At 69.5% G+C, this 21,320-nt stretch carries 19 protein-coding genes and 4 pseudogenes; 16 read left to right on the top strand and 7 right to left on the bottom strand.

Annotation, left to right across the window (positions count from 1 at the left end; genetic code table 11):
• The first annotated feature begins 1 nt into the window (after position 1).
• Positions 2-1,480, top strand: a complete 1,479-nt coding sequence (locus OG899_RS09185) for a GntP family permease (RefSeq protein ID WP_125500770.1) — start codon at positions 2-4, stop codon at positions 1,478-1,480.
• A 126-nt stretch (positions 1,481-1,606) separates the two neighbouring features.
• Positions 1,607-2,434, top strand: a complete 828-nt coding sequence (locus OG899_RS09180; protein WP_168131885.1) for a hypothetical protein — start codon at positions 1,607-1,609, stop codon at positions 2,432-2,434.
• Between the two features lie 747 nt (positions 2,435-3,181).
• Here OG899_RS09180 and OG899_RS09175 read toward each other — a convergent pair.
• The 5 genes and pseudogenes from OG899_RS09175 to OG899_RS09155 all read right to left on the bottom strand — a co-directional run.
• Positions 3,182-3,678: pseudogene (locus OG899_RS09175) on the bottom strand (transposase family protein).
• 804 nt (positions 3,679-4,482) lie between these two features.
• A pseudogene (locus OG899_RS09170) lies at positions 4,483-4,902 on the bottom strand (RHS repeat-associated core domain-containing protein); the annotation flags it as partial.
• 328 nt (positions 4,903-5,230) lie between these two features.
• Positions 5,231-5,659 (bottom strand): contact-dependent growth inhibition system immunity protein, encoded by a 429-nt coding sequence (locus tag OG899_RS09165; RefSeq protein ID WP_189428216.1) that lies wholly within the window; start codon positions 5,657-5,659, stop codon positions 5,231-5,233.
• A 10-nt stretch (positions 5,660-5,669) separates the two neighbouring features.
• Positions 5,670-5,792: a polymorphic toxin type 28 domain-containing protein gene (locus OG899_RS09160; RefSeq protein WP_373296083.1), complete on the bottom strand. Its 123-nt coding sequence runs from the start codon at positions 5,790-5,792 to the stop codon at positions 5,670-5,672.
• Between the two features lie 750 nt (positions 5,793-6,542).
• A pseudogene (locus OG899_RS09155) lies at positions 6,543-7,532 on the bottom strand (chitinase); the annotation flags it as partial.
• Between the two features lie 638 nt (positions 7,533-8,170).
• On the opposite strand from OG899_RS09155, the pseudogene OG899_RS09150 reads away from it, so the two are divergent.
• From OG899_RS09150 to OG899_RS09085, 14 genes and pseudogenes are all read left to right on the top strand, one after another.
• Positions 8,171-8,977 (top strand): annotated as a pseudogene (locus tag OG899_RS09150) (hypothetical protein); the annotation flags it as partial.
• Positions 8,978-9,383: 406 nt separating this feature from the next.
• Positions 9,384-10,088 (top strand): Flp pilus assembly protein CpaB, encoded by a 705-nt coding sequence (gene cpaB, locus OG899_RS09145; RefSeq protein ID WP_168131882.1) that lies wholly within the window; start codon positions 9,384-9,386, stop codon positions 10,086-10,088.
• 13 nt (positions 10,089-10,101) lie between these two features.
• Positions 10,102-11,364: an AAA family ATPase gene (locus tag OG899_RS09140; protein ID WP_125500666.1), complete on the top strand. Its 1,263-nt coding sequence runs from the start codon at positions 10,102-10,104 to the stop codon at positions 11,362-11,364.
• 194 nt (positions 11,365-11,558) lie between these two features.
• Positions 11,559-11,888, top strand: coding sequence for a pilus assembly protein (locus OG899_RS09135; RefSeq protein ID WP_229814505.1), 330 nt, complete (start codon positions 11,559-11,561; stop codon positions 11,886-11,888).
• A 64-nt stretch (positions 11,889-11,952) separates the two neighbouring features.
• Positions 11,953-12,348 (top strand): TadE/TadG family type IV pilus assembly protein, encoded by a 396-nt coding sequence (locus OG899_RS09130; protein ID WP_125500668.1) that lies wholly within the window; start codon positions 11,953-11,955, stop codon positions 12,346-12,348.
• 16 nt (positions 12,349-12,364) lie between these two features.
• A complete protein-coding gene (locus OG899_RS09125; protein WP_168131880.1) occupies positions 12,365-13,702 on the top strand; it encodes a CpaF family protein in 1,338 nt (445 codons plus the stop codon).
• Between the two features lie 37 nt (positions 13,703-13,739).
• Positions 13,740-14,681 (top strand): type II secretion system F family protein, encoded by a 942-nt coding sequence (locus OG899_RS09120; protein WP_125500670.1) that lies wholly within the window; start codon positions 13,740-13,742, stop codon positions 14,679-14,681.
• A 33-nt stretch (positions 14,682-14,714) separates the two neighbouring features.
• Entirely contained in the window at positions 14,715-15,602 is an 888-nt protein-coding gene (locus OG899_RS09115; RefSeq protein WP_125500671.1) for a DUF5936 domain-containing protein, read from the top strand.
• Between the two features lie 14 nt (positions 15,603-15,616).
• Positions 15,617-17,035 (top strand): sensor histidine kinase, encoded by a 1,419-nt coding sequence (locus OG899_RS09110; protein WP_406310982.1) that lies wholly within the window; start codon positions 15,617-15,619, stop codon positions 17,033-17,035.
• Positions 17,036-17,138: 103 nt separating this feature from the next.
• The gene (locus tag OG899_RS09105) at positions 17,139-17,933 is read left to right on the top strand and encodes a response regulator transcription factor (protein ID WP_356847554.1); all 795 of its coding nucleotides are present in this window, start codon (positions 17,139-17,141) and stop codon (positions 17,931-17,933) included.
• Between the two features lie 132 nt (positions 17,934-18,065).
• On the top strand, positions 18,066-18,299 hold the full coding sequence (locus tag OG899_RS09100) for a Flp family type IVb pilin (protein ID WP_168131877.1): 234 nt from the start codon (positions 18,066-18,068) through the stop codon (positions 18,297-18,299).
• Complete coding sequence (locus OG899_RS09095; RefSeq protein WP_189428208.1) at positions 18,296-18,886, top strand: pilus assembly protein TadG-related protein; 591 nt, start codon at positions 18,296-18,298, stop codon at positions 18,884-18,886. Before OG899_RS09100 ends, OG899_RS09095 begins: the two co-directional genes overlap by 4 nt.
• A 33-nt stretch (positions 18,887-18,919) precedes the next feature.
• A complete protein-coding gene (locus OG899_RS09090; RefSeq protein WP_168131875.1) occupies positions 18,920-19,498 on the top strand; it encodes a hypothetical protein in 579 nt (192 codons plus the stop codon).
• A gap of 12 nt (positions 19,499-19,510) precedes the next feature.
• Complete coding sequence (locus OG899_RS09085; protein ID WP_125500777.1) at positions 19,511-20,155, top strand: OmpA family protein; 645 nt, start codon at positions 19,511-19,513, stop codon at positions 20,153-20,155.
• Between the two features lie 3 nt (positions 20,156-20,158).
• On the opposite strand, the gene OG899_RS09080 is transcribed toward OG899_RS09085, so the two are convergent.
• Positions 20,159-20,350 (bottom strand): hypothetical protein, encoded by a 192-nt coding sequence (locus OG899_RS09080; RefSeq protein ID WP_168131874.1) that lies wholly within the window; start codon positions 20,348-20,350, stop codon positions 20,159-20,161.
• Positions 20,351-20,359: 9 nt separating this feature from the next.
• On the bottom strand, positions 20,360-21,211 hold the full coding sequence (locus tag OG899_RS09075) for a helix-turn-helix domain-containing protein (RefSeq protein ID WP_406310981.1): 852 nt from the start codon (positions 21,209-21,211) through the stop codon (positions 20,360-20,362).
• Between the last annotated feature and the right edge of the window lie 109 nt (positions 21,212-21,320).

The raw sequence follows: 21,320 nt of genomic DNA, 5'->3' as shown, positions 1-21,320 counted from the left end.
TATGTCCCACGCCCTCACCACGGCGGCCGCACCGGCGCCCCCGCACACCGGAGGCCTGCTCCTCCTCGTCGACGGCACCCCCGGCCTGCTGCTGATCGCCGCCCTCGGCATCGCCCTGCTGCTGTTCCTCATCATCAAGGCGCGCCTCCAGCCGTTCGTCGCGCTGCTCGCCGTCTCCATAGCCGTCGGCCTGCTCGCCGGACTGTCCGTCACCGAACTCTTCGGCACCGTCCAGCGCTCCGACGCCGTCTCCACCATCGAGTCCGGCATGGGCGGCACCCTCGGCCACATCGCCATCATCATCGGCCTGGGCACCATGCTCGGCTCCATCCTGGAGATCAGCGGCGGCGCCGAGGTCCTGGCCACCCGCCTGCTCACCCTCTTCGGTGAACGCCGCGCCCCCCTCGCCATGGGCCTGACCGGCCTCATCTTCGGCATCCCGGTCTTCTTCGACGTGGGCATCTTCGTGCTCGCGCCCCTCGTCTACGCCGCCGCCAAACGCTCCGGCAGGTCCGTCGTCCTCTACTGCCTGCCGATGCTGGCCGGCCTGTCCATGACGCACGCCTTCCTGCCCCCGCACCCCGGCCCCGTCGCCGCGGCGGGCCTGCTGCACGTCCAGCTCGGCTGGATCATCCTCATGGGCCTGGCCTGCGGCATCCCGGCGGTCCTGGCCGCCTGGGCGTACTCCGCGTGGATCGGCGCACGGGTCTTCGTCGAGGTGCCGCAGGACATGGTCGAGGCGGCGGAGGAGTCCCGGCGCGCGGTCCTCGCCGAACAGCGCGCCGCGGGCGTGCGGACCCAGGAGAAGCCGGTCTCGCTCGGCGTCGTCCTCGGCATCATCGGCACCCCGCTGGTGCTGATCCTGGCGGCCACCTTCTCCTCCATCGCACTCGACCCGTCCACCGGCCGCTCGGTCCTCGAGTTCCTCGGCAACCCCTTCGTAGCGCTGACCCTCGCCCTGCTCCTGGCGTACTACCTGCTCGGCATCCGCCGCGGCTGGTCCCGCACGTCCCTGGAGGCGGTCTCGACCTCGTCCCTGAAACCGGTCGGCAACATCCTCCTGGTGGTGGGCGCCGGCGGCATCTTCGGCGCCGTGCTCAAGGCCAGCGGAGTAGCCCAGGCCCTGTCCGACACCTTCCACGGCGTGGGCCTGCCGGTGATCGTCCTCTCCTACCTGATCTCCCTGGTGCTCCGGGTCGCCCAGGGCTCCGCGACGGTCGCGATCGTGACCACCGCCGGCATCGTCGCCCCGCTCCTCGCCGAGGGCCACCACTCCCAGGCCTTCGTCGCCCTCGTCATCATGGCCGTCTCCGCCGGCTCCATCTTCGCCTCGCACGTCAACGACGGCGGCTTCTGGATGGTGGCCAAGTACTTCGGCATCAGCGAACGGGACACCCTGAAGACCTGGACCGTGCTGGAGAGCGTGCTGTCCTTGGCGGGCTTCCTGGTGGCGCTGGTCCTGAGCTTCTTCGTGCACTGACAGCCGATCCGGTGCACTTGATCCGATGCAACGACCGACGCACTGCTCCACTGCGGTGATCTGATTCTGATAACGAACCAGGGGCTGGCCGCGTGTGCCACAGGATCGTCGACCATACTTCCCGCTGTGGAGCAGCGCACAGGTACGAGCAGCCAGCCCCTGAAGACCGAACCGGTGACCGGCGCCGGATTCGACCCGGCGTTCATCCCCGGCATCACGCCTCCGCGCCGGGAGGAACCACAAGCCACGGCCCCCGAGGACGCGGATCCGCAGGAGCAGGACGAGCAGCCGCAGGCCAAGGCTCCCGAGGCAGCCGACACGGACACCACCGACGCCGCCACGACGGCCGGGCAGACGGCGGACGACGCGTCAGCGGGTGAGGCGACGGCGGACGAGACGGACGAGAAGCCGACGGCCGAGGACCCGTCGGACGACCAGTCCCCCGACGGCCCCCTCTTCGAGGCCGCCGACCGCCGCGCCCGCATCGTCGCCGACCACCAGGGCATCCGCCTGTCTCTGGACGACCAGGAGTGCGACTTCCGCTGGGACGAGATCGGCGCGGTGGAGACGACCGTCCCTCGCTTCGGCAAGCGCTACACGGTCACGGTCCACACCCCCGAACGCCGCTGGTACCCCATCGAGATCGACGCCCCCTCCAAGGCCCGCGTCAAGGAGTGGGACACCCAGCTCGACGCGGTCCTGGACGCCTACTTCGACGACGGCGAGGGCGAGGCGGAGCAGGGGGCCGAGGGGGAGCAGTCGGCTGAGGCGGACAAGAAGGCCGAGGCGAGCGGGAAGGCCGAGGCCGACCGAAAGACCGGTGAGGACCGGGACGGCAAGTCGACGGAGGCCCCGGCTGCCCCGCACGCGAACGAGGCCGCGGCCGACGACGCGGACAAGGACCGCTCCGAACCGTCGCAGGACTCGAAGCAGTCCGCCGCGTCGACGAACTGACATGCTGCCCGGCGCCCTGAAGGCACGGGAGCCGGAACACGCGCACGGTCGAACGGGGTGCGTCGGCCTTCCTGGCTCAAGGGCTGTGCTCACCCCGTTCGAGGCCTGCGGCCAGCCGGTTCTGCGGGCACCAGGACATCCCGGGAGGCTCCCTGCCCCTCGTGCGGGGGAGATGTTGCCGGCCACCATCTGATTCGCTGCCTTGCAGCGGACCGACACGCGATGGCGCAGGGTGATCAGCGAGGTCTGCATACCACTGAGTGGGCAGACGTCAAGCCTCTGACAGGACGGTTCTCTCCCACAAGCTGTCCTGTGACACCAGAGGTTTCATGTTGGTCATCACCTACGGCTCCATAATCAACTTCCCTGTCCGGTGGTGGTCTCCCTCACCTGGCTCCTGGCGCCCGGCGCAGCCGGATCGGCAATCCGACCACAGGGAGGTCGGCAAGATCGTGCAGTTCCTGCCCGTGCCGTGACGGCACGCCGCCGTCGTGCTCCGATGCCGAGCCCGGACCCACCCACAGGCGCGCGCGTCCACGCACTGCCCGCCCTCTATGTGCAGTGGCTGGCGGGCTGCCCGCCCCGCCGCACCGAGTGCCGATCCGAGTAAGCCCTCCACGCAGATACCCGCATCACGAACAACCTGATCAAACGGAGCCGGGGTCGCGGCGAACCCGCCGTCCCCCGAGCTAAGGGCTGTCCCGTAAATGATCTACGGCAGGCTGGTTGGCCAGCGTTGTTTCCCGGTCATGCTGCGAGGGTGAGGTTGTGGAGGCGGGCGACGCCGAGCGTCGCATGGTGGACGCCGTCGCCTTTGAGGCGGCAGTCGCGGAGGATCTTCCAGCTCTTCATGCGGGCGCAGGCGTGCTCGACGCGGGTGCGGACCTTGCGGTGCGAACGGTTGGTGGGGATCAGGGTGCCGTCCACGATCAGCACGGTGTTCTTGCGGAACCTCTTGCGCTGCTGCAGCGCGAGTGAGGGTGCGACGTCGTCGATGATGCGGTCCGCGGCCGACTTGGACACCCCGAACAGCGGGGCCAGGTGCCGCAGGGTGAGGTTCGTGCGCCAGTACGCGGCGACCAGGAGCACGCGGTCCTCCACCGGCAGGCTCCAGGGCCGGCCCTTGCGCACCGGGTCCGCACCTTCGCGCCGAGCGCGGCGATCAGCTTGCCGGACTGCCGCGGGCTCAGCCCGGTGAACGGGGCTGTCCAGGAAGGCTCCGACGCCGTGATCACACGAGCCACGACATGATCATCTCACCCTGACCAGCAGTTACGGGACAGCCCTCAGCTGAAGCGGCTACGCCATTTCACGAGTAGGCCAAGATGCTCCTTTTCTCCGAGTTGTAAGTCCTGACGGCCTCGGGGACGTGGTCATAGAAATCTTCCCAAAACCCTATTCTTCTCCACGGTTCTGGGCAGAGGAAGAAGGAGCCGCCTTCTAGCAGGAAGTACCGCCATGTGGGTGGAATGCTTGACGAGGTCACAGTGAAGAATCTGCAGTCGAACAAGGCCGGCTCTTCGCCTTCGATTGGCTCGAGGCGGAATTCTGCGGGACGGTTGTAAGGGCTGAATACCTCAAGGACTACATATTCTTTACCCTCTTTTAGGAACGAGTTTCCGGGGATGTGCGAATAAGCTGCTAGACCCTGCGGGCTACATTGAACGCGCATGATATCAGTTTGCCTTGAAAGTAATCTTGTAGTCGAAGGGCAAGATTTTGCCCGTTACTTTGTTGTAGTAGAAGTGAACATGGAATTCGCCGGAGGGTGACTGGTGGGTACGTGTTACATGCCTGCTCCAATCTGCCAGTCTGCTTCCGTCCTCAGTCATCATACGGCACACAGCTCCATTCTTGATGTGCACCCCGTTGATGATTTCCTTAGCTTCTTCTGCTATGGCCTGTGGTGTAACCCATCCATGCTCGTCGAACAAGGCTTCTGCCGGCTCTTGGCGTAGACGATCCGCAAGTTTCTGTCCCTCTGCGGATCCGGACATGACGTTGCCGTGAGAGTCCTTTCCTTTTTCCCCCATTTTATTCAAGCAGCCTGGAGCAAGACCCCATGGATCGGTCCAAGTATGCGGATTGCTGACGTAGGTGACGGGGTTGGGTGCGGGCGACAGTCCAAGCGGGTCTGGGCTCAGGTAGCGGGCAGTTTCCGGATCATAATGCCGGAAGAAGTTGTAATGGAGCCCCGTCTCCGGGTCGTAGTACTGGCCCGGGAAGCGTAGCGGTGTGTATGCGCTGCTGTTCGCTGTCCAGGCGGTCGTGCCCCACAGGGTGGACCGGGCGCGCCATGCGAGGTTGCCGTGTTCGTCCACCAACTCGGTGGGTGTGCCGACCAGGTCGGTGACGATGGCGAAGAATCGGGAGTCGATCTCCTCTTGTGAGGCGTCGGCGGCGGGCAGCGGGCGTTCGGTCTGGGATATGGGGCGTAGGCCTTGGTGGTCCCAGGTGAGGGCCACCGGGCCTGCTCTTTGTACCCCCACGGATGCAACCTCTCTGCATGCCAGGCGTGTGGGCATCACGCGGTCGGTCCCTCTTGCGGCGGGGCGGTGCAAAGGACATCGCCTTCGGTACCTCGCAGCAGGCGGCTGGAGCGCGACGGGCACGAGGTGATCACCATGGGTGTCATGCCACTGACGGTCGGCAGCCTTGCACGTGCCCTTCTCCGCCATTCAGCGGAAGAAGCCTGCTTCGTACCAAGTGGGAACCGTACTGTCGGAAAAAGTCGGTCATCCTCGAGTATTTCAATGAGGAGAGTTGAAAGCACTTGTGGTAGGGGCATCCAGGTGCTCAGGGAAGTCCCAGCATGTCGGACAAGGGTGCTCGCCACTCTGCTATCAGGCGCTGCATGTCCGGCAAAATATCCGTAAGGAGATTGATTGTCTCATCAAGATGGTGGGCGAGGTGGGGCGAATTGCGCCATATCTCCTCGGTGCGTGTCAGTACCGCGTGCAGCAGGTCGTCGTCGTAAAAACCTGATTCAGCCTCGATGGGGGCTGTTTCGCGGAGATGGTCCAGGGCGACAGGCAGGAGCCAACGGAGACCGACGTTCTGTGTGATCAAGCGACGGAGGCCGTCCACTCCCAAGTCCTCGATCGGTCGTCGTCGTAGTTCATGGACACTTTGAACAAGGTATGTAGCGTCACTTGGGGGGTCTGGCCAGCGGTTCCCCTCCAATTCCTCGATCGTCTTTGTTTTGTCGATACCCTGGGAAAGCATAGGAAACGCCTCATTTCCTAACGATGGCCGATCGAGTGTGATTGTGGCGCGGGTCTCTGTTCACGATACCCACGGGGTCGCGTCTTATGTTCTCGAACTTCTCGATCGCTCTCTGTGCGTCTTGGGACAACACCAACTCGGGGCACCGTCGGGTGCGAGGCCGAGTGAGTCGGTGAAGAGATAAGGGTTGTGGACGTAGGTGGTCGGGTTGGGCGCGGGCGCCAAGCCCAGCGGGTCTGGGCTCAGGTAGCGGGCAGTCGTTTCAGCTGCCGAGCCATTGAACTGGCCGGATCGACGGCGGCACGACCTGACCAGGCGTGATGTGTGGGTGGGTAGGCCGAGGCGATGGCCGACAGAGGGGTGTGGCGGGCGGAGAGGGCGTCCGCGTAGCGCCGGAAGCGGGCACGCGCCGCATCGACCCCTTCGCTGATCGCTGCGGCCATGAAGAGGGCGGTTCCCCCGATGAGTGCGTACCCCGCGTGCCGATGGAGGACGGCCCCTTGCTGATCCAGGTCCGGGGTGCAGAGCAAGGACGGTGGACGGATGCCTGTGAGCCCGGCGTCAGTCGGTCGACGGAGCGTTGCGGCGGTGGGTGCGGTGAGGCCGCTGGTGAGGTCTGCATGGAGGACGTGGGAAGCCCCGAGGGCCTGACAGCCCGCAGCGGCACGGCGCGTCGGCTCTGCTCACCTGAGAGCCGACTGGAACCGGAGCCACCATCGTGTCGCGCAATCACGACGGGGCGAAGGTGCCGGACGCGTGCACCCTGGCCGCAGGCAGCCGCAGCGCACCCACAACAACGGCCCCGGAGCCGTTCCTCCCGGCTCCGGGGCCGTTGCCGTGGTCAGTGGTCCACGGTTCGGGTCACGTGCTCACGACCGTCCTGTCACGGCAGGGCGTGCACGTGGGGGCCGACCTCGTTCACCCAGGTGTTGCCTGCGGAGGCGTCCCAGTTGGCGGACCAGGTCATCGCGCCGCGCAGGTCGGGATAGGTCTTCGAGGGCTTGAAGCTGCCGCAGTTGGTGCCCTGGGTGAGGCAGTCGAGGGCGTCGTTCACGACCGACGGGGAGACGTAGCCGCTGCCCGCTGCACTGGGAGAGGCGGGGACGCCGAGGCCCACCTGGGACGGGGCGAGGCCGTTCTCCAGCTGGATGCAGGCCAGGGCCGTCAGGAAGTCGACCGACCCCTGGGCGTAGACCTGGCCGTCGCAGCCCAGCATCGTGCCGGAGTTGTAGTACTGGGTGTTGACGACCGTGAGGATGTCCTTGATGTTCAGCGCGGTCTGGAAATAACCGGCCGAGGGCGTCTGCATGTCGATGGTCTGCGGAGCCATCGTGATGACCAGGGAGGGGCCGGCCTTGTCCGACAGGGAGCGCAGCGCCTTGGTCATGTAGGTGGCGTTGATGCCGTTCTCGAGGTCGATGTCGACGCCGTCGAAGCCGTACTCCTGCATCAGGCCGTACACCGAGTCGGCGAAGGCCTGCGCCGAGGCGTCGTCGTTCACCGAGATCGTGCCGTTCTGGCCGCCGACCGAGATGATGACCTTCTTGCCGGCCGCCTGCTTGGCCGCGATGTCGGCCTTGAACTGGTCGACGGTGTAGCCGCCCAGGCCGGCGGAGTCCAGGTTGAAGGCAACCGCGCCGGGCGTGGTCGTGGCGTCGGCGAAGGCCACCGCGATGATGTCGTAGTCGGCCGGCACGTCCGAGAGTTTCTGCACCGTGGCGCCGTTGTTGAAGTTCTGCCAGTAGCCCGTCACCGCGTGCTTGGGCAGGTCCGCTGCGCTGCTCGCCGTCACCGCGGCCGGCTGGGCGGACGTGGGGGTGCCCGCTGCCGAGGCCTGACCGGTGCCGGCGAAGGAGAGGGCGAGGGCGGCCACGCCGGCCACGGCCCATGCGCGACGGCGCCGGAGCGTACTCGGTGCCAAGGTCACTGGTGCCTCCGTGAGGGAAAGAGTGGGGGATGTGTTCGTGGGGGGTTGGGTGTGGTCGGGAGGAGGGAAGTAAGCGGGGGAGGGGTGAGGGGACAGGGAGGGCAGGGGAGCTGAAGGGCAGGGAGAGGTGGGGTTGTGGGGGGTGTTGGAGCACGGTGGCCACCGCGTTGCCCACCAAGTTGGTCCAGACCAATTGAGATGTCAATGGGGTGGCGGTGAAGTGCTCGGAATGCGGCGGTGGTTGGGGCATGGTTGCCCGGTTTGCGTCGTGCCGCGCCGCACCCTGTCGTGTCGCGCCGTGCCGTGCTGTGTCGTGGTCGGGGTGGTCAACGCGCGCTCCGGCACTCACGCTTTCGGGTCTGTCGCGCTTGATCGGCCTGCCCTGATTTGCCGTGACTTGAGCATCATCAGATGTCATCCGGCTGCCGAATCACTGTTCTCCGGGGACAAAGGCGTGGATACAGTGCTGAGGGAGTCACGCAGTGAAGTCGGCTCGGTACGCCGCAGGACCGTCGGCGCGCCGGGACGGCGTCCGACCGGGGGGAGCGCGCGTGTCCACTGTCATCGCTGTCACCAGCGCCGACATGGCGCTGCCCGCGCAGGACGAGCGGACCGTCCCCGCCGCCGTGCTGCAGGATGTCGACCGGCAGCCGCTGGAGCAGGTGCTGGACGGCATGCAGGGCCTGCTCGACCAGTACGGGCATGTGATCGTCGTGACCTCTCCGGGCGTGGCCGGCGCGGTGGTACGCCGGCTGCACACCGTCCGGTCCCTGTTGGAGAGCGACCGCATCGCCCTGTTCCGCCCCCGGTTGCCGCCGCTCGGCGTCGCCGTGCTGGCCCGGCAGTTGCGGCAGCTCGCGTCCTGCGGTCTGGGGCCCGGGGTGCTCGCCTCGGCGGGCCGGCTGCTCACCCACTACGTCCACTGCGGTGCCGTCCTGCCCTCCGTCGCCCATCTGGACCACGTCCCCGTCGGGCTGCGGGCGCACGCCCGGTCCTGGGTGCCGGGCACCCAGTTCGCCGTCGTCGCCCACCCCGAGCCGCAGCTCGTGCGGGTCGGGCCCGACGCGGTGCTGCGCGGACCGGACTTCGGCACCTGGATGGTGGTGGCGCGGGGACGGCTCCAGTCCGACTGGGCGGGCGCCACTCTCGCCCCGGCCTGGCGGGTCCTCGGGCTGCACGAGTCCGCGCTGCCGGCCGAGTCGGCCCGCTGGTGGGGGACCGGGAAGCTGGTCGAGTTCTGCGCCTATCTGCCCGACCTGTCGGTGCTCTACCAGCTGGTGGCCTCGGTACGGCAGGGCGTGTGCCACTGGTGTGGCATCGATGTCATCGGTGACCGCTGCGTCTTCTGCTCCGCCACCCTCCCCGTCGGCGACGCCCCGGCCCCCGCGACCGCTGCCCAGGCCCGCGCGGCCGCCTCCGCCGCCCCCGCCGACGACGGGTACGCCGGCAACGGATCCGGGTACGCCGGCAACGGCTCCGGATACGGCGGCAACGGCCCCGGGTACGCCGGCAACGGCTCCGGAAACGGCGGCAACGGCCCCGGGTACGCCGGCAACGGCTCCGGGTACGGAGGGTATGGCTACGGCCCCGGGTACGACGCCACCGGTGACCGCGCCGTCCGCGGCGGCCCGGCGCCCGCCCTGGAGAGTCCCCCGACGACCGGATAACCGGCCCCCCTCCTGCCCCCGGGCCGGTTTGCCGGTCGGCCTTCGCCCGCCAGACCGTGTCCGACCGCTTCCGACCGCTCCCCGAACGAGACTTCGCCCGACCGCTTCCCCGAACGAGGTAGTACGGTTCATGAACTCCCGTCAGCGCCGCGGCGTGATACTCCTGCTGCTGTCCGTCGTCTGCGCCCTGGGCGCCTTCGCGGGCGTGCTCGCCGTCATCAGCGACGTCAAGTCCGAGGTCGGGCCCGAGGTCACCGCCTACCGGCTCAAGTCCGACGTGGCGCCCTACACGACCCTCGACGCGAGCCAGTTCGAGAAGGTCTCGATGCCCAAGCGGTGGCTGTCGCCGACCGCCGTCACCGACCTCTCCGGGATCCGGGGCAAGATCGCGGTCACCACACTGCGCCGGGGTTCGCTCCTGCAGAGCGACATGATCGTGGCGCGGCCCGCCCTGCAGCCGGGACAGCAGGAGGTCGCCATCATGATCGACGCGGCCACGGGCGTGGCCGGCAAGATCACGCCCGGCTCCACGGTCAACGTGTACGCCACCTTCGCCGGGGAGCGCGAGGGCGACCCCGACCAGTCCAAGATCATCGTTACGAACGCCCGGGTGATCGACGTCGGCAGGATCACCGCGCTGGATCCCGACGCCGACCACCGCGGTCAGCCCTCCGAGGCCGTGCCCATCACGTTCGCGCTGTCCACCGTCGACGCCCAGCGCATCACCTACGCCGAGTCCTTCGCCCAGCGGGTCCGGCTCGCCCTGGTGGCGCCCGGCAGCGACACCGACGTCCCGGCCCAGGACCGGACCTACACCCTCGCCAAGGACAAGTGAGAGGCCCGCACGCATGCCCACCAGGATCCTCCCGGCCGTCGGCGACGCGGACGCGGCCCGGTCCCTCACCACCTTGCTCAGCCGGCTCCCCGACGCCGAACCGGTCCAGCCGGTCACCGACTCCACCCAGCTCGTCGACACCCTCGCCCACCTGGCCGCCGAGTCCGTCGACGAGCTGCCCGAGGTCGTGGTGGTGCACGAACGGATCGGCCCGGTACCGGCCCTGGAGCTGATCCGGGAGGTGGCGCTGCGCTTCCCGGCGGTCGGCGTCATCCTGGTCACCTCCGACGCCGGTCCCGGACTGTTCTCGGCCGCCATGGACTCCGGCGCGCGCGGCCTGGTCGCGCTGCCGCTCGGCTACGAGGAACTGGCCAGCCGGGTGCAGGCGGTGGCCCAGTGGTCCACGGGCGTCCGCCGTCACCTCGGGCACGGCGGCGACGCGTCCGGCGGGGCCGGCGGCCGGGTGGTCACGGTCAGCGGCGCCAAGGGTGGTGTGGGCGCCACCCTCGCCGCCGTGCAGCTCGCCCTCGCCGCGCAGGCCTCCGGGCACGCGGCCGCCCTGGTCGACATGGACCTGCAGTCCGGTGACGTCGCCTCCTTCCTGGACGTGCAGTTCCGCCGTTCGGTGGCGGATCTGGCCGCCATCACCGACATCTCCCCGCGCGTTCTGGCCGACGCCGTCTTCCGGCACGACACCGGCGTCGCACTGCTGCTCGCGCCCGGGGAGGGCGAGCGGGGCGAGGAGGTCACCGACCGGGCCGCCCGCCACATCGTCGGCGCCCTGCGTTCCCGTTACGACGTGGTCGTCCTCGACTGCGGCGCCCAGCTCGGCGCGGCCAGTGCCGCCGCCGTGGAGACGGCGGACACGGCGCTGCTGTTGACCACGCCGGACGTCGTCGCGGTCCGTGCCGCCAAGCGGACCGTGCGGATGTGGGAGCGGCTGCGGATCCGCAAGGCGCAGGAGACCACGGTCGTGGTCAACCGGCTCACCCGCAGTGCGGAGATCCAGCCGTCCCTGGTGCAGAGGATCACCGGTACGGCGCTGGCGGCCACCGCGATCCCGGCCGCCTACAAGGAACTCCAGGGCGCCGTCGACTCCGGCCGCATCCACGACCTGGACAACCGCAGCACCGTCAAACAGGCCCTGTGGTCCCTGGCCGGCGAACTGGGCCTGGTCAAGACGCCCGAGGGGGAACCCGCCCGCGGGAGCGGGGGCCGGCTGCGCGGTGACCGGGGCGCGGTGAGCTTCCGCCGGCGGGGCAGGACGGGGGGATGAGGATGCGGGCGATGCGGGCGATCCCCGCACGGCGCCGGTTACCCACCGAGGGCGGGCCGAGGACCGACGGCCGCCCGCACCCCGGCAGCCGTTCCTGCATCACGGGCCGGCCCGGCGCCGGCAGCCGGCGAGGTCCGCATCCCGGCCCCGGCCCGCGCGGTGACCGCGGTCAGGTCGCCGTCGAGTTCCTGGGCATGGCGCCCGTCATCCTCGTCACGCTGGTGCTGCTGTGGCAGTGCGTGCTGCTGGGATACACCTACACCCTCGCGGGGAATGCTGCCGACGAGGCGGTGCGGGCCGCAGCGACCGCGGAGGGGGGCCAGGGGGCATGCGAGCAGGCCGGACGCGAAGACCTGCCGGGCGCATGGCAGGACGGCGCCACGATCAGCTGCGGCGGCCGGGGTTCCGGTTACGTCACGGCCCGCGTCGAGCTGAAGGTTCCCGTGCTTCTTCCCGGGCTGATCGGCTTCCCGGTCCCGGTGAAGGCCCACGCGGGCGCCGTGGAGGAGGGGAAGGCCAACTGACATGCCCCACACCCGCACGCGCATGCCCCACACGCGCACGGCCACGTGCCGTACGGGCACGCGCATGCCCCACGCCTCCGCCCACACCCGCACCCGCACGCGGACGCCAGGCCGTCGCCGTCACCGCGACCGCGGCCAGGTCGCCATCGAGTACCTGGGGTTCATCCCGGTGCTGATGCTGGTCGCCGTCGCCGTGGTCCAGATCGGTCTGGTCGCCTACGCCGCCCAGCAGGCGGGGACCGCGGCCCGGGCCGGGGCGCGTGCGGCGTCCCTCGGCCAGGACTCCGGGCAGGCCTGCGCCCGGGCGGTCAGCAGCGGGCTGGCGGGCGGCACCAGCTGCCCGGCCGCGTACGGCGGCCGCGAGGTCACCGTCACCGCGGCCGTCCCCATCCCCTCGATCGTGCCCGGCTGGAACCTCGGCCAGGTCCACAAGACCGCCACCATGCCACTCGACCACTGAAAGGGGGACGCCACCGATGAGCCTGCGCGCACGCATCAGCTCCCCCGAGGAGCGCACCGGCCGCGGCGAGGACGGCCACCTGGTGGCCTCCTACCGGGCCAAGCTGCTGGAGGAGATCGACCTCGCGGAGATGAGCGCGCTCACTCCGGCCGAGCGCCGCACCCGCCTGGAACGCGTCCTCGGGCACATCATCAGCCGTGAGGGCCCGGTGCTGTCGACGGTGGAGCGGGCGCAGTTGATCCGCCGGGTGGTCGACGAGGCCCTCGGTCTCGGCATCCTCGAACCGCTGCTGGAGGACGCCTCCATCACCGAGATCATGGTCAACGGTCCCGACGCGATCTTCGTCGAGCGCGGCGGCCGGCTGGAACAGCTGCCGATCCGGTTCGCCTCCGCCGACCAGCTGATGCAGACCATCGAACGGATCGTCTCCACGGTCAACCGCCGCGTCGACGAGTCCCATCCGATGGTCGACGCCCGGCTGCCGTCCGGCGAACGCGTCAATGTGATCATCCCGCCGCTGTCGCTGACCGGCCCCACCCTCACCATCCGCCGGTTCCCGCGCACCTTCACCCTGCAGGAGCTGATCTCCTTCGGCTCGCTGGACGAGCACATGGTGTTCCTGCTGGCCGCGCTGGTGCAGGCGAAGTTCAACATCATCGTCTCCGGCGCCACCGGCACCGGGAAGACCACCCTGCTCAACGCCCTGTCCGGGCTGATCCCCGAGAACGAGCGCATCATCACCATCGAGGACTCCGCCGAACTCCAGTTGCAGCAGCGGCATGTGGTCCGCCTGGAGTCCCGCCCGCCCAACGTGGAGGGCCGCGGCCGCATCACCATCCGCGACCTGGTGCGCAACTCGCTGCGGATGCGCCCGGACCGGATCGTCGTCGGTGAGGTCCGCGGCGGCGAGTCGCTGGACATGCTGCAGGCGATGTCGACCGGCCACGACGGCTCGCTCGCCACCGTCCACGCCAACAGCGCCGAGGACGCGCTGACCCGGCTGCAGACTCTCGCCGCCATGTCCGACGTCGAGGTGCCGTTCGTCGCGCTGCACGACCAGATCAACAGCGCCGTCGACGTCATCGTCCAGCTGACCCGGTTCCCCGACGGCGCCCGCCGCGTCACCGAGATCGCCATCCTGGACAGCCACGGCGGCGAGCCGTACCGGCTGGCGACCGTCGCCCGTTTCGTCGCCCAGCCCGTCGCCGCCGACGGCCGCGTCCACGGCGTCTTCGCACACCATCCGCTGCCCCGCCGCACCGCCGAACGCCTCCACCTGGCGAGCCAGCCCGTCCCGCCGGCCTTCGGCGTCGCCCGGTCCGCAGACCAGCTGGCCACCCGGGAGGCCCGGTGACCTGGACGAGCCCCGGGGACCAGGGAGGAGTCGCCCCATGGAACTGAGCACCCTCATCACCCTCACCACCGGCGTCACCCTGCTGGCCTGCGTCCTGGCCGTCGCCGGCGTCCACGTCTACGCCGCCGGCCGCGCCCAGCGCGCCGCCCTGGTGGACCGCCTGTCCCGCACCGGGCCCGCACCCGCCGCCCGCCGGCGCCGGTTCCGCGCCCTGGACCGCCGTCTGCGCCGCACCCGGCTCGGCCGCCGGCTGGAACACAGGCTCGCCACGACCGGTCTGGACATCACCCCGGGAGAGTTCACCGCGGTCGTGACCGCCGTGGTCGCCGCGCTCTGGCTGATCGGCCACGCCGCGCTGGCACCGTTCTTCGGTCCGCTCGCCGGCCTGCTCGGCGTGTGGGCCGCCTGGCAGTTCCTCACCTGGCAACGGCAGCGCCGCATCGAGAAGTTCATCAGCCAGCTGCCCGAACTGTCCCGCATCCTCGCCAACGCCACCCACGCCGGTCTCGCCCTGCGCACCGCCATCGGCATGGCCGCCGAGGAACTGGAGGCCCCCGCCGGCGAGGAGCTGTCCAAGGTCGCCGACCAGCTCGCCCTCGGCGCCTCCCTGGACGACGCCCTCGGCGAACTCGCCGAGCGCCTGCCCTCCCGCGAACTCGTCGTCCTCGTCACCACCCTGGTGCTGTCCAACCGGGCCGGCGGACAGGTGGTCAGCGCTCTGCGCAATCTCACCGAGACGCTGGAGGAACGCAAGGAGACCCGGCGCGAGGTCCGCACCCAGCTGTCCCAGGTGACCATGACCTCCTACGCCGTCCCCGTGCTCGGCGTCGGCGCGCTGTTCCTGATGAACGGCGTCAGGTCCGGCGCCCTGGACCGCATGACCGGCTCCCCGGCCGGCCAGATCGCGGTGATCGTCGCGTTCGCGCTGTACGCGGTCGGCTTCGTCCTCATCCGCCGCCTGTCCCGCATCGACGTCTGAGCCACGGTCCGCGAAAGGGGAGGGGAGAAGCCGATGGCCGTACTGCTGGCACTCGTGGCGGGCCTGAGCGTCTGCGGCATCTTCGCCGGCGTCCGCATGTACCGCTCGGACGCCCGCCTGCCGTCCGACCTCGCCCTCGCCCTGGAGGTCGGCTCCACCCGCACCGGCGCGGTCGGCTCGCTCGTCGACCGCCTCGGCATGCGCTACGCCCCCCTCGTGCTGCGGCTGATGGGCCCGAAGCTGGTCGCCACGTACCGCCGCCGCATCGACCTGGCCGGCAACCCCGGCGGCCTGACCATCGACCGCTACGCCGCCCGCCGCGCCGTCTACGGCTTCCTCGGCGCCGTCGGCTTCCTGGTGTTCCTGCTGCGCGGCCAGTACCTGGTGGCGGTGCTGCTGCTGGCCTTCGGCGCGTTCTGGACGGAGGTCGGCATCTGGGCCGCCGTCCGTCACCGCAGGGACGTCATCGAACGCACCCTGCCGGACTTCCTCGACGTGCTCGCCGTCGTCGTCAGCGCGGGCCTCGGCTTCCGGCAGGCACTGGACCGGGTGGCGTCCCGCTACGAGGGCCCCTGGGCGGACGAGATCCGCATCACCCTGCGCCAGATGGACCTGGGCATGAGCCGCCGCCAGGCCTTCGCGGAGCTGCGCCGCCGCAACGACTCCGAGCAGGTCGCCATGTTCGTCACCGCCCTGCAGCAGGGCGAGGAACTGGGCGCGCCGATCGTCGACACCCTGGTGTCCCTGGCCAAGGACATGCGCCGCACCGACGCCCAGAACGCCCGCCGCAAGGCCGCCCGCGCCGTCCCCAAGGCCACCTTGATGATCACCACGTTCATGGTCCCGGCCACGATGATCCTGCTCGGCGCCGGTCTGCTCCTCGGCTCCGGCGTGGACTTCGGGTCCATCGCGGGCGAGTGAGGAGGCGCCCCGCCATGCCCGCCACCGCACCCAGACCCCCCGCGCTGCCGCCCGGCTGGGAACGCGCGGCCCGGCAGCCGCACGGACCAGGAACGGCGACGGCAGGCGACATCCTCCGGGAACCGCCCGCGCACGCCGCCGCGACCGGCACCGGCACGGACACAGCTGTCGACACGGACACCGAACAGAGCCTGGCACTCCAGGTGCGCGCCGTGCAGGCGATGTGCCGTCACGTCTTCGCGTTCCGTCTCGCGATGATCGCCCTGGCGGCCCCCTCCGCCCTGGTCCACGCCGCCCCCGGACTGGCCGTCCGCCTGGTCGGCGCCGCCGTCGTCGTGACGTTCATGGGTTCCTACGTCCTCTTCCGGGACTGGGAACGCTTCGGCCCCCTCCTGCTGCGCCACCCCACCCTCCTCGCCGCGGACACCGTCCTCGGTGCGCTTCCGCTGATCGCGGCCGGCCCGGACAGCACGCTCGCCTACGTCAGCGTCTGCACACCCCTGCTCGCCGGCATCCTCTACGGCTGGCGCGGCGCCGCCGTCCTCGCCTCGCTCCAGTCGCTGATCCTGCTGCTCGTCCAGGCCGCCGAGCAGAACCTGCACGCCCACCTCGCCCAGGCCGCCCTCGTCCCCGGCCTGTGCCTGATCGCGGGCGCGGCCGGCGCCAGCCAGCGCACCCTCCTGCTGCGTTTCGGCGCCGCCACCCGCGCGCTCACCACCGCCCACGCCCGCCTGGCCGCCGTGGAGGCGGTCAGCGAGGAACGCGCCCGCCTGGCCCGCGACATGCACGACTCGGTGGCCAAGACCCTGCAGGGCGTCGCCCTGGCCGCCGACGCCCTGGCCGCCACGGCCGGCGCCGAGCACCCGGACACCGCCCGGCTGCGGCAGCAGGCCGACCTGGTCGCCCGCTCCGCCCGCCGCGCCGCCACCGAGGCCCGGGAACTCCTCACCGACCTGCGCCAGGAGCCGCACGGAGGCCCCTCGCCCACCACGGACCTGGTGGCGTCCCTGACCGCCGAGACCCACGCCTTCACCGCCCGCACCGGACTGCCCGCCGTCTGCCACCCCGCCGGCGCCCCCGTCCCGCCCCTGCCCGCCGCCACCGCGCGCCACCTGCTGGCCGTGGCCACCGAGGCGATGGAGAACGCCCACCGCCACGCGGACGCGACCCGCATCGACGTACGGGCCGACGTGCACGAAGGCCTGCTGTGCGTCAGCGTCCACGACGACGGGAAGGGTCTGCCTCCGGACACCACGCTGGAACGGCTCCGCGCGGCAGGACGATTCGGCCTGGTCGGCATGGTCGAGCGCGCCGCCGCGGTGGGCGCCCGCATCCGCATCGGCCGCGGCACCCACCCGAACGGCACGGAAGTCCGCCTGGAACTCCCCCTCGCGTCCCTGCCCGCACCCCCGGCGAGCGGACCGGACCCCTGACAGCCCCCTGAGCGACGTCACCGCCAGCACGGCACGTGCGCAGCGCCCCCGACACCGGGGGTGTTTCCCCGACCGAGACGAGCGGCCCGAGAGGAGGCCACCGATGCAGGGCCCGCCCCCGCCCCCGCCCGCTGCCCTGCGGGTGGTCGTCGCCGACGACAACCCGGTGGTCAGCGCCGGACTGACCGCCCTGCTCGACGTCCGCCCCGACATCGAGGTCGTGGCCCAGGCCGCCGACGGCACCGAGGCCCTGCAGGCCGCCGCACAGCACCGCCCGGACGTGATCCTGCTCGACGTCCGCATGCCCGGCCTGGACGGCCTGGCCGCCCTGCCCCACCTGGTCCGTCACGCCCCGGTGCTGATGCTCACCTACAGCCGCGAGTCCCGCATCGTCCAGGAGTGCCTGCGCCGGGGCGCCAGCGGGTACCTCGTCCACGGCGAGTTCACCGCCGACCAGCTGGCCGCCGCCGTGCGCGGCGTGCACCAGGGCGGCGCCCACTTCACCTTCACGGCAGCCGGTGCACTCGGCCTGGGCGCTCCACGAGCACGGACTCCGAGGACGGCGACGCCTGGCTGTGGCGACGGCCCCCTCCGTCCTCCGCCCCCGCACCCGCGTACGACGACGTCCACCACGCCCGAGTGGGGCCCGGCCCGTCCGGCCGCCGTCGACCGGGACAAGTTCCGGCTCAGCGCGCGAGAGGCCGAGATCATGGACCTCATCGCCAGCGGCATGACCAACCGTCAGATCGCCGCCGCCTGCTTCATCAGCGAGAAGACCGTCAAGAACCACATCAACCGCATCTTCGCCAAGCTCCACAGCACCAGCCGCGCCGAGGCCGCCGCCAAGTGGCTGGGCACGGCCCCGGACGGTGCGTCGCAGGGGAGGGGAGACGAGTGAGCCGGACCGTGCGGACCGTGCTGCCGCTCTGGGCCCGGAATTGGGCCCAGGGACCCTCGGCCGAGGGCGCGTGCCGGGCATACCTTCCCGGTGCCGCAAGCGGCACCGACACGCAACCCGGAGGGGATCACCATGAGCGACCGGCTGCTCAAGACCGCGGTGGCGACCAAGACCCGCCTGCACGGCTGGAAGAACACGACCGTCGACGCGATGAAGCGCCGCGCCGGCGACAGGGGCCAGACAGCGGTCGAGTATCTGGGGATCATCGCCGTGGTGGTGGCGATCGTGCTGGCTATTACGGGGACGAGTATTGGGCAGACGATCCTCAACAAGATCACGGGGCTGATTGCCAAAGTCGGCAATTGAGGCGGAGGCGTCTCAGCGACGGCGGGCAGGCCTTCCCCATTTACATCACAGTGGTGGCAGGCCTGCTCTTCCTTGCGGTCGCTTACTTCGCCGTTGGCCAGGCCGCAGTCAACCGAAGCAGTGCCCAGACCGCTGCCGATGCGGCCGCACTGGCAGCAGCTCAGGAGACCCGGGATCAGCTTGCTGGTGAGTGGGTGAAGGACGTACTCGACCCCACCAAGTGGAAGGACATCTTCGAGGGCAAAGCCCCAGGACTTCGGTCACCGTGTTGGCGTGCTTCCCAGCTGGCTCAGTGGAACGACGCTCACCTGCTGGCTTGTGATGCGGATGGCCTGCTGAGCTACACGGTCGAGGTGCAAACGAACAAGAGCATGGGCAAGTCTTTGGTGCCGATCACGAGCACGAAACGGTCAAAGGCCCGTGCCACTGCTGTGATCGAACCTCTATGTACTTTCCAGGGCCTGCCCGAGTCGGATCACGACAGGCTGCCGCGCCTCTTCTGCAAGAAGATATGGGATCTCGATCCCAAGCACCTCACCGATCTGCCTGAGCCCAAAGATCTGTTCGGTGTACGCCTGGTCGATTGATAGCGAAAGATGAGTGACGAAGGAAGCGTAGCGATGATCATGTGGACCGCGAAGGCTCGCAGAGGAGCGGTCGCTTTGGCCCTTGCGGCCGGTCTTGCCTTGGGCGCGGCCGGTTGCGGAGGCGGGGGAGAGAACAAGAGGCCGGAGACGCAGGGATCTGCTTCAAGTGCTGGGGGTGGATCTGAGCCGAGTACACAGGAAGGCAAGTCGCAAGCGCCCTTGGCCGAGCTCAGGGGGCCGGATGGTCTGCTCCTTCAGGTTGTCTCGGCACAGCGTGACTCAGGCGGCTTCGTCACTGTGAACGGCAATCTGAAAAACGATGGAGCCAAGTCCGCCGTCGTTCCCTCGCAGATGAGCGGAGATGAAACCGAGATCATCAAACACGGGCAGTCCCTTGGTGGTGCCACGCTTGTGGATTCCAAGGGCGGCAAGCGTTATTACGTGCTACGCGACACGGACGGGCGCCCCTTGACGACGGTCGGGTTGACGACGCTTGAAGCGGGCCAGACCCTGCCCGTCTTCATGCAGTTCCCGGCCCCACCCGAGAGCACCACCGAGGTCACCCTCCAACTGCCCACCTTCTCCAGCGCCACCGTCAAGATCTCCGGCTGAGGCGGCCTGCTGATGACCACCCACACCACACGAACCCGCCCGCGCCCGACCCTCGCCCTGACCGTCGCCGTACTCCTGGCCGCAGGGCCGCTCTACGGCGCTTCCGTGGCCCGCGCGGACGACGGCCCCAGCGTGCCCCCGGGTACAGAGCCGACCGCCTCCGCACCGGTGCAGGTCGACCCGAAGGACCCCGACCTCAAACTGTCCGAGGGCGCCACGCTCGCCGCGCCCAAGGTGCTGGACATCAAGTCGGTGGTCGAGGACAAGGGCGGAGAGGAACGGCGTGAGGACACCAACGCGGACGTGACCTTCGCCCTGCAGGCGGAGGTGCTGTTCCCCAAGGACAGCGCGAAGCTCAGTGATCAGGCCAAGGCACGCCTCGACGCCGTCGCGCAGGAGATCAAGAAGCAGCACGCGACGCAGGTCCGCGTCTTCGGCTTCACCGACAACCTCGGCACCCACGAACACGGTGTCGTGCTGTCCAAGCAGCGCGCCAACGCCGTCCAGAACGTGCTGGCGCAGAAGCTGAACGACCCGGACATCACGTTCGACGTCCGTGGGTACGCCGAGGACTTCCCCATCGCGGACAACTCCACCGAGGAGGGCCGCAGGAAGAACCGCCGGGTGGAGGTGACGTTCCCGCGCACGGGGAACTGAGTCCTACAGCAGGTGGTCGGCCCTCCCCGCCTTGATCTCACGGATCAGTGCGCGGAGGGCTTCCTTGGTGTCCACCAGCGGGCGGTCTTCTTGGCCGGCGACGGCGATGTAGGCGTTGCCTTCGCTGTCGGTGCCCAGACGGAAGCAGTTGGCGCCTTCGGCGCAGAACGGCTCTTCCCAGGTGATGTCGCTCATGGGTGCTCCTCAGAAGTCGGCTGCGATGTCGTGCATGAACGCGCGGGACTCGCAGGGGGACAGAGACGCTGACTCCATCCAGTCCAAGTGTGATCGGTATTTGTCGAGCTGGGACTGGCCGTGCAGGAACTCTGGGCCGTGTGCCGAGTCGAGTTCCACGGTGTCGAGCTGCGGCACACACGCTTCGGCGTACATGACCGCTTGTCCTGCACCTGGGAAGGCCCCAGCTTTGAACGGGATGACGCGTACGTCGATGTTCTCCCGCTCGGAGATGTCGCAGAGGTGGTCGAGCTGTGTCCGCATCACCTTCGGGCCGCCGAACTCGATGCGCAGCGCTGCTTCGTGCACGTATCCGACGTAGGTGATCGGGTTCTCGCGGTGGAGAACCTGTTGGCGCTGCATGCGCAGGGCCACGCGCAACTCGACTTCCATGGGGGACAAGGCCGGCAGTGCCATGGAGAACAGCACGCGAGCGTAGGCGTCGGTCTGGAGGAGGCCAGGCACGTGCATGGCCAGTCCTGCGCGCACTTTTCGTGCATGCCACTCCAGCTCGGCGATGTCGAGAAGGCCTGCGGGCAGTTGGCCTCGGTAAGTTTCCCACCAGCCTCGCTTGCGGTCTCCCGCCATCTCGGCCAACGCGTCGACGTAAGCCTGATCCCGGCAGTCGTAGTTGCAGGCGAGAGTGCGCACTCGATCGGGTGTGATGGCGCGAACGCCTGACTCGATGTTGGAGATCTTCGTTCTGTCGAGACCAAGCAGTCCGGCGGCGTACTCCGTGGATACCTGCGCTGCGAGGCGCATCTTGCGCAGCTCTGCGCCCAATCGCTTCTGGCGTTCTGTGGGCGTAGCCCTTGGCGGCATGTGTCACATCCTCCAGTGGTCGCAGCGGCAGTCTGCCTGCCGGGTCTCGCGGGGTCCACACGTTAGTGGCAATCTCGATGATGTGGTGGCACATTGCCACTCCAGTGCT

The organism is Streptomyces thermoviolaceus, assembly GCF_045209695.1.
Taxonomy (GTDB): domain Bacteria; phylum Actinomycetota; class Actinomycetes; order Streptomycetales; family Streptomycetaceae; genus Streptomyces; species Streptomyces thermoviolaceus.
The sequence above is the reverse complement of the archived record's forward strand: the minus strand, read 5'-3'. Positions and strand labels throughout refer to the sequence as shown.

Bases quoted from the DNA above. Each gene is read 5' to 3' on its own strand.
- OG899_RS09075 (WP_406310981.1), bottom strand. From the start codon at position 21,211: ATGCCGCCAAGGGCTACGCCCACAGAACGCCAGAAGCGATTGGGCGCA.
- OG899_RS09110 (WP_406310982.1), top strand. From the start codon at position 15,617: ATGCCCGCCACCGCACCCAGACCCCCCGCGCTGCCGCCCGGCTGGGAA.
- OG899_RS09115 (WP_125500671.1), top strand. From the start codon at position 14,715: ATGGCCGTACTGCTGGCACTCGTGGCGGGCCTGAGCGTCTGCGGCATC.
- OG899_RS09135 (WP_229814505.1), top strand. From the start codon at position 11,559: ATGGCGCCCGTCATCCTCGTCACGCTGGTGCTGCTGTGGCAGTGCGTG.
- OG899_RS09165 (WP_189428216.1), bottom strand. From the start codon at position 5,659: ATGCTTTCCCAGGGTATCGACAAAACAAAGACGATCGAGGAATTGGAG.
- cpaB (WP_168131882.1), top strand. From the start codon at position 9,384: ATGAACTCCCGTCAGCGCCGCGGCGTGATACTCCTGCTGCTGTCCGTC.
- OG899_RS09125 (WP_168131880.1), top strand. From the start codon at position 12,365: ATGAGCCTGCGCGCACGCATCAGCTCCCCCGAGGAGCGCACCGGCCGC.
- OG899_RS09080 (WP_168131874.1), bottom strand. From the start codon at position 20,350: ATGAGCGACATCACCTGGGAAGAGCCGTTCTGCGCCGAAGGCGCCAAC.
- OG899_RS09085 (WP_125500777.1), top strand. From the start codon at position 19,511: ATGACCACCCACACCACACGAACCCGCCCGCGCCCGACCCTCGCCCTG.
- OG899_RS09185 (WP_125500770.1), top strand. From the start codon at position 2: ATGTCCCACGCCCTCACCACGGCGGCCGCACCGGCGCCCCCGCACACC.
- OG899_RS09105 (WP_356847554.1), top strand. From the start codon at position 17,139: ATGCAGGGCCCGCCCCCGCCCCCGCCCGCTGCCCTGCGGGTGGTCGTC.
- OG899_RS09130 (WP_125500668.1), top strand. From the start codon at position 11,953: ATGCCCCACGCCTCCGCCCACACCCGCACCCGCACGCGGACGCCAGGC.
- OG899_RS09090 (WP_168131875.1), top strand. From the start codon at position 18,920: ATGATCATGTGGACCGCGAAGGCTCGCAGAGGAGCGGTCGCTTTGGCC.
- OG899_RS09120 (WP_125500670.1), top strand. From the start codon at position 13,740: ATGGAACTGAGCACCCTCATCACCCTCACCACCGGCGTCACCCTGCTG.
- OG899_RS09100 (WP_168131877.1), top strand. From the start codon at position 18,066: ATGAGCGACCGGCTGCTCAAGACCGCGGTGGCGACCAAGACCCGCCTG.
- OG899_RS09140 (WP_125500666.1), top strand. From the start codon at position 10,102: ATGCCCACCAGGATCCTCCCGGCCGTCGGCGACGCGGACGCGGCCCGG.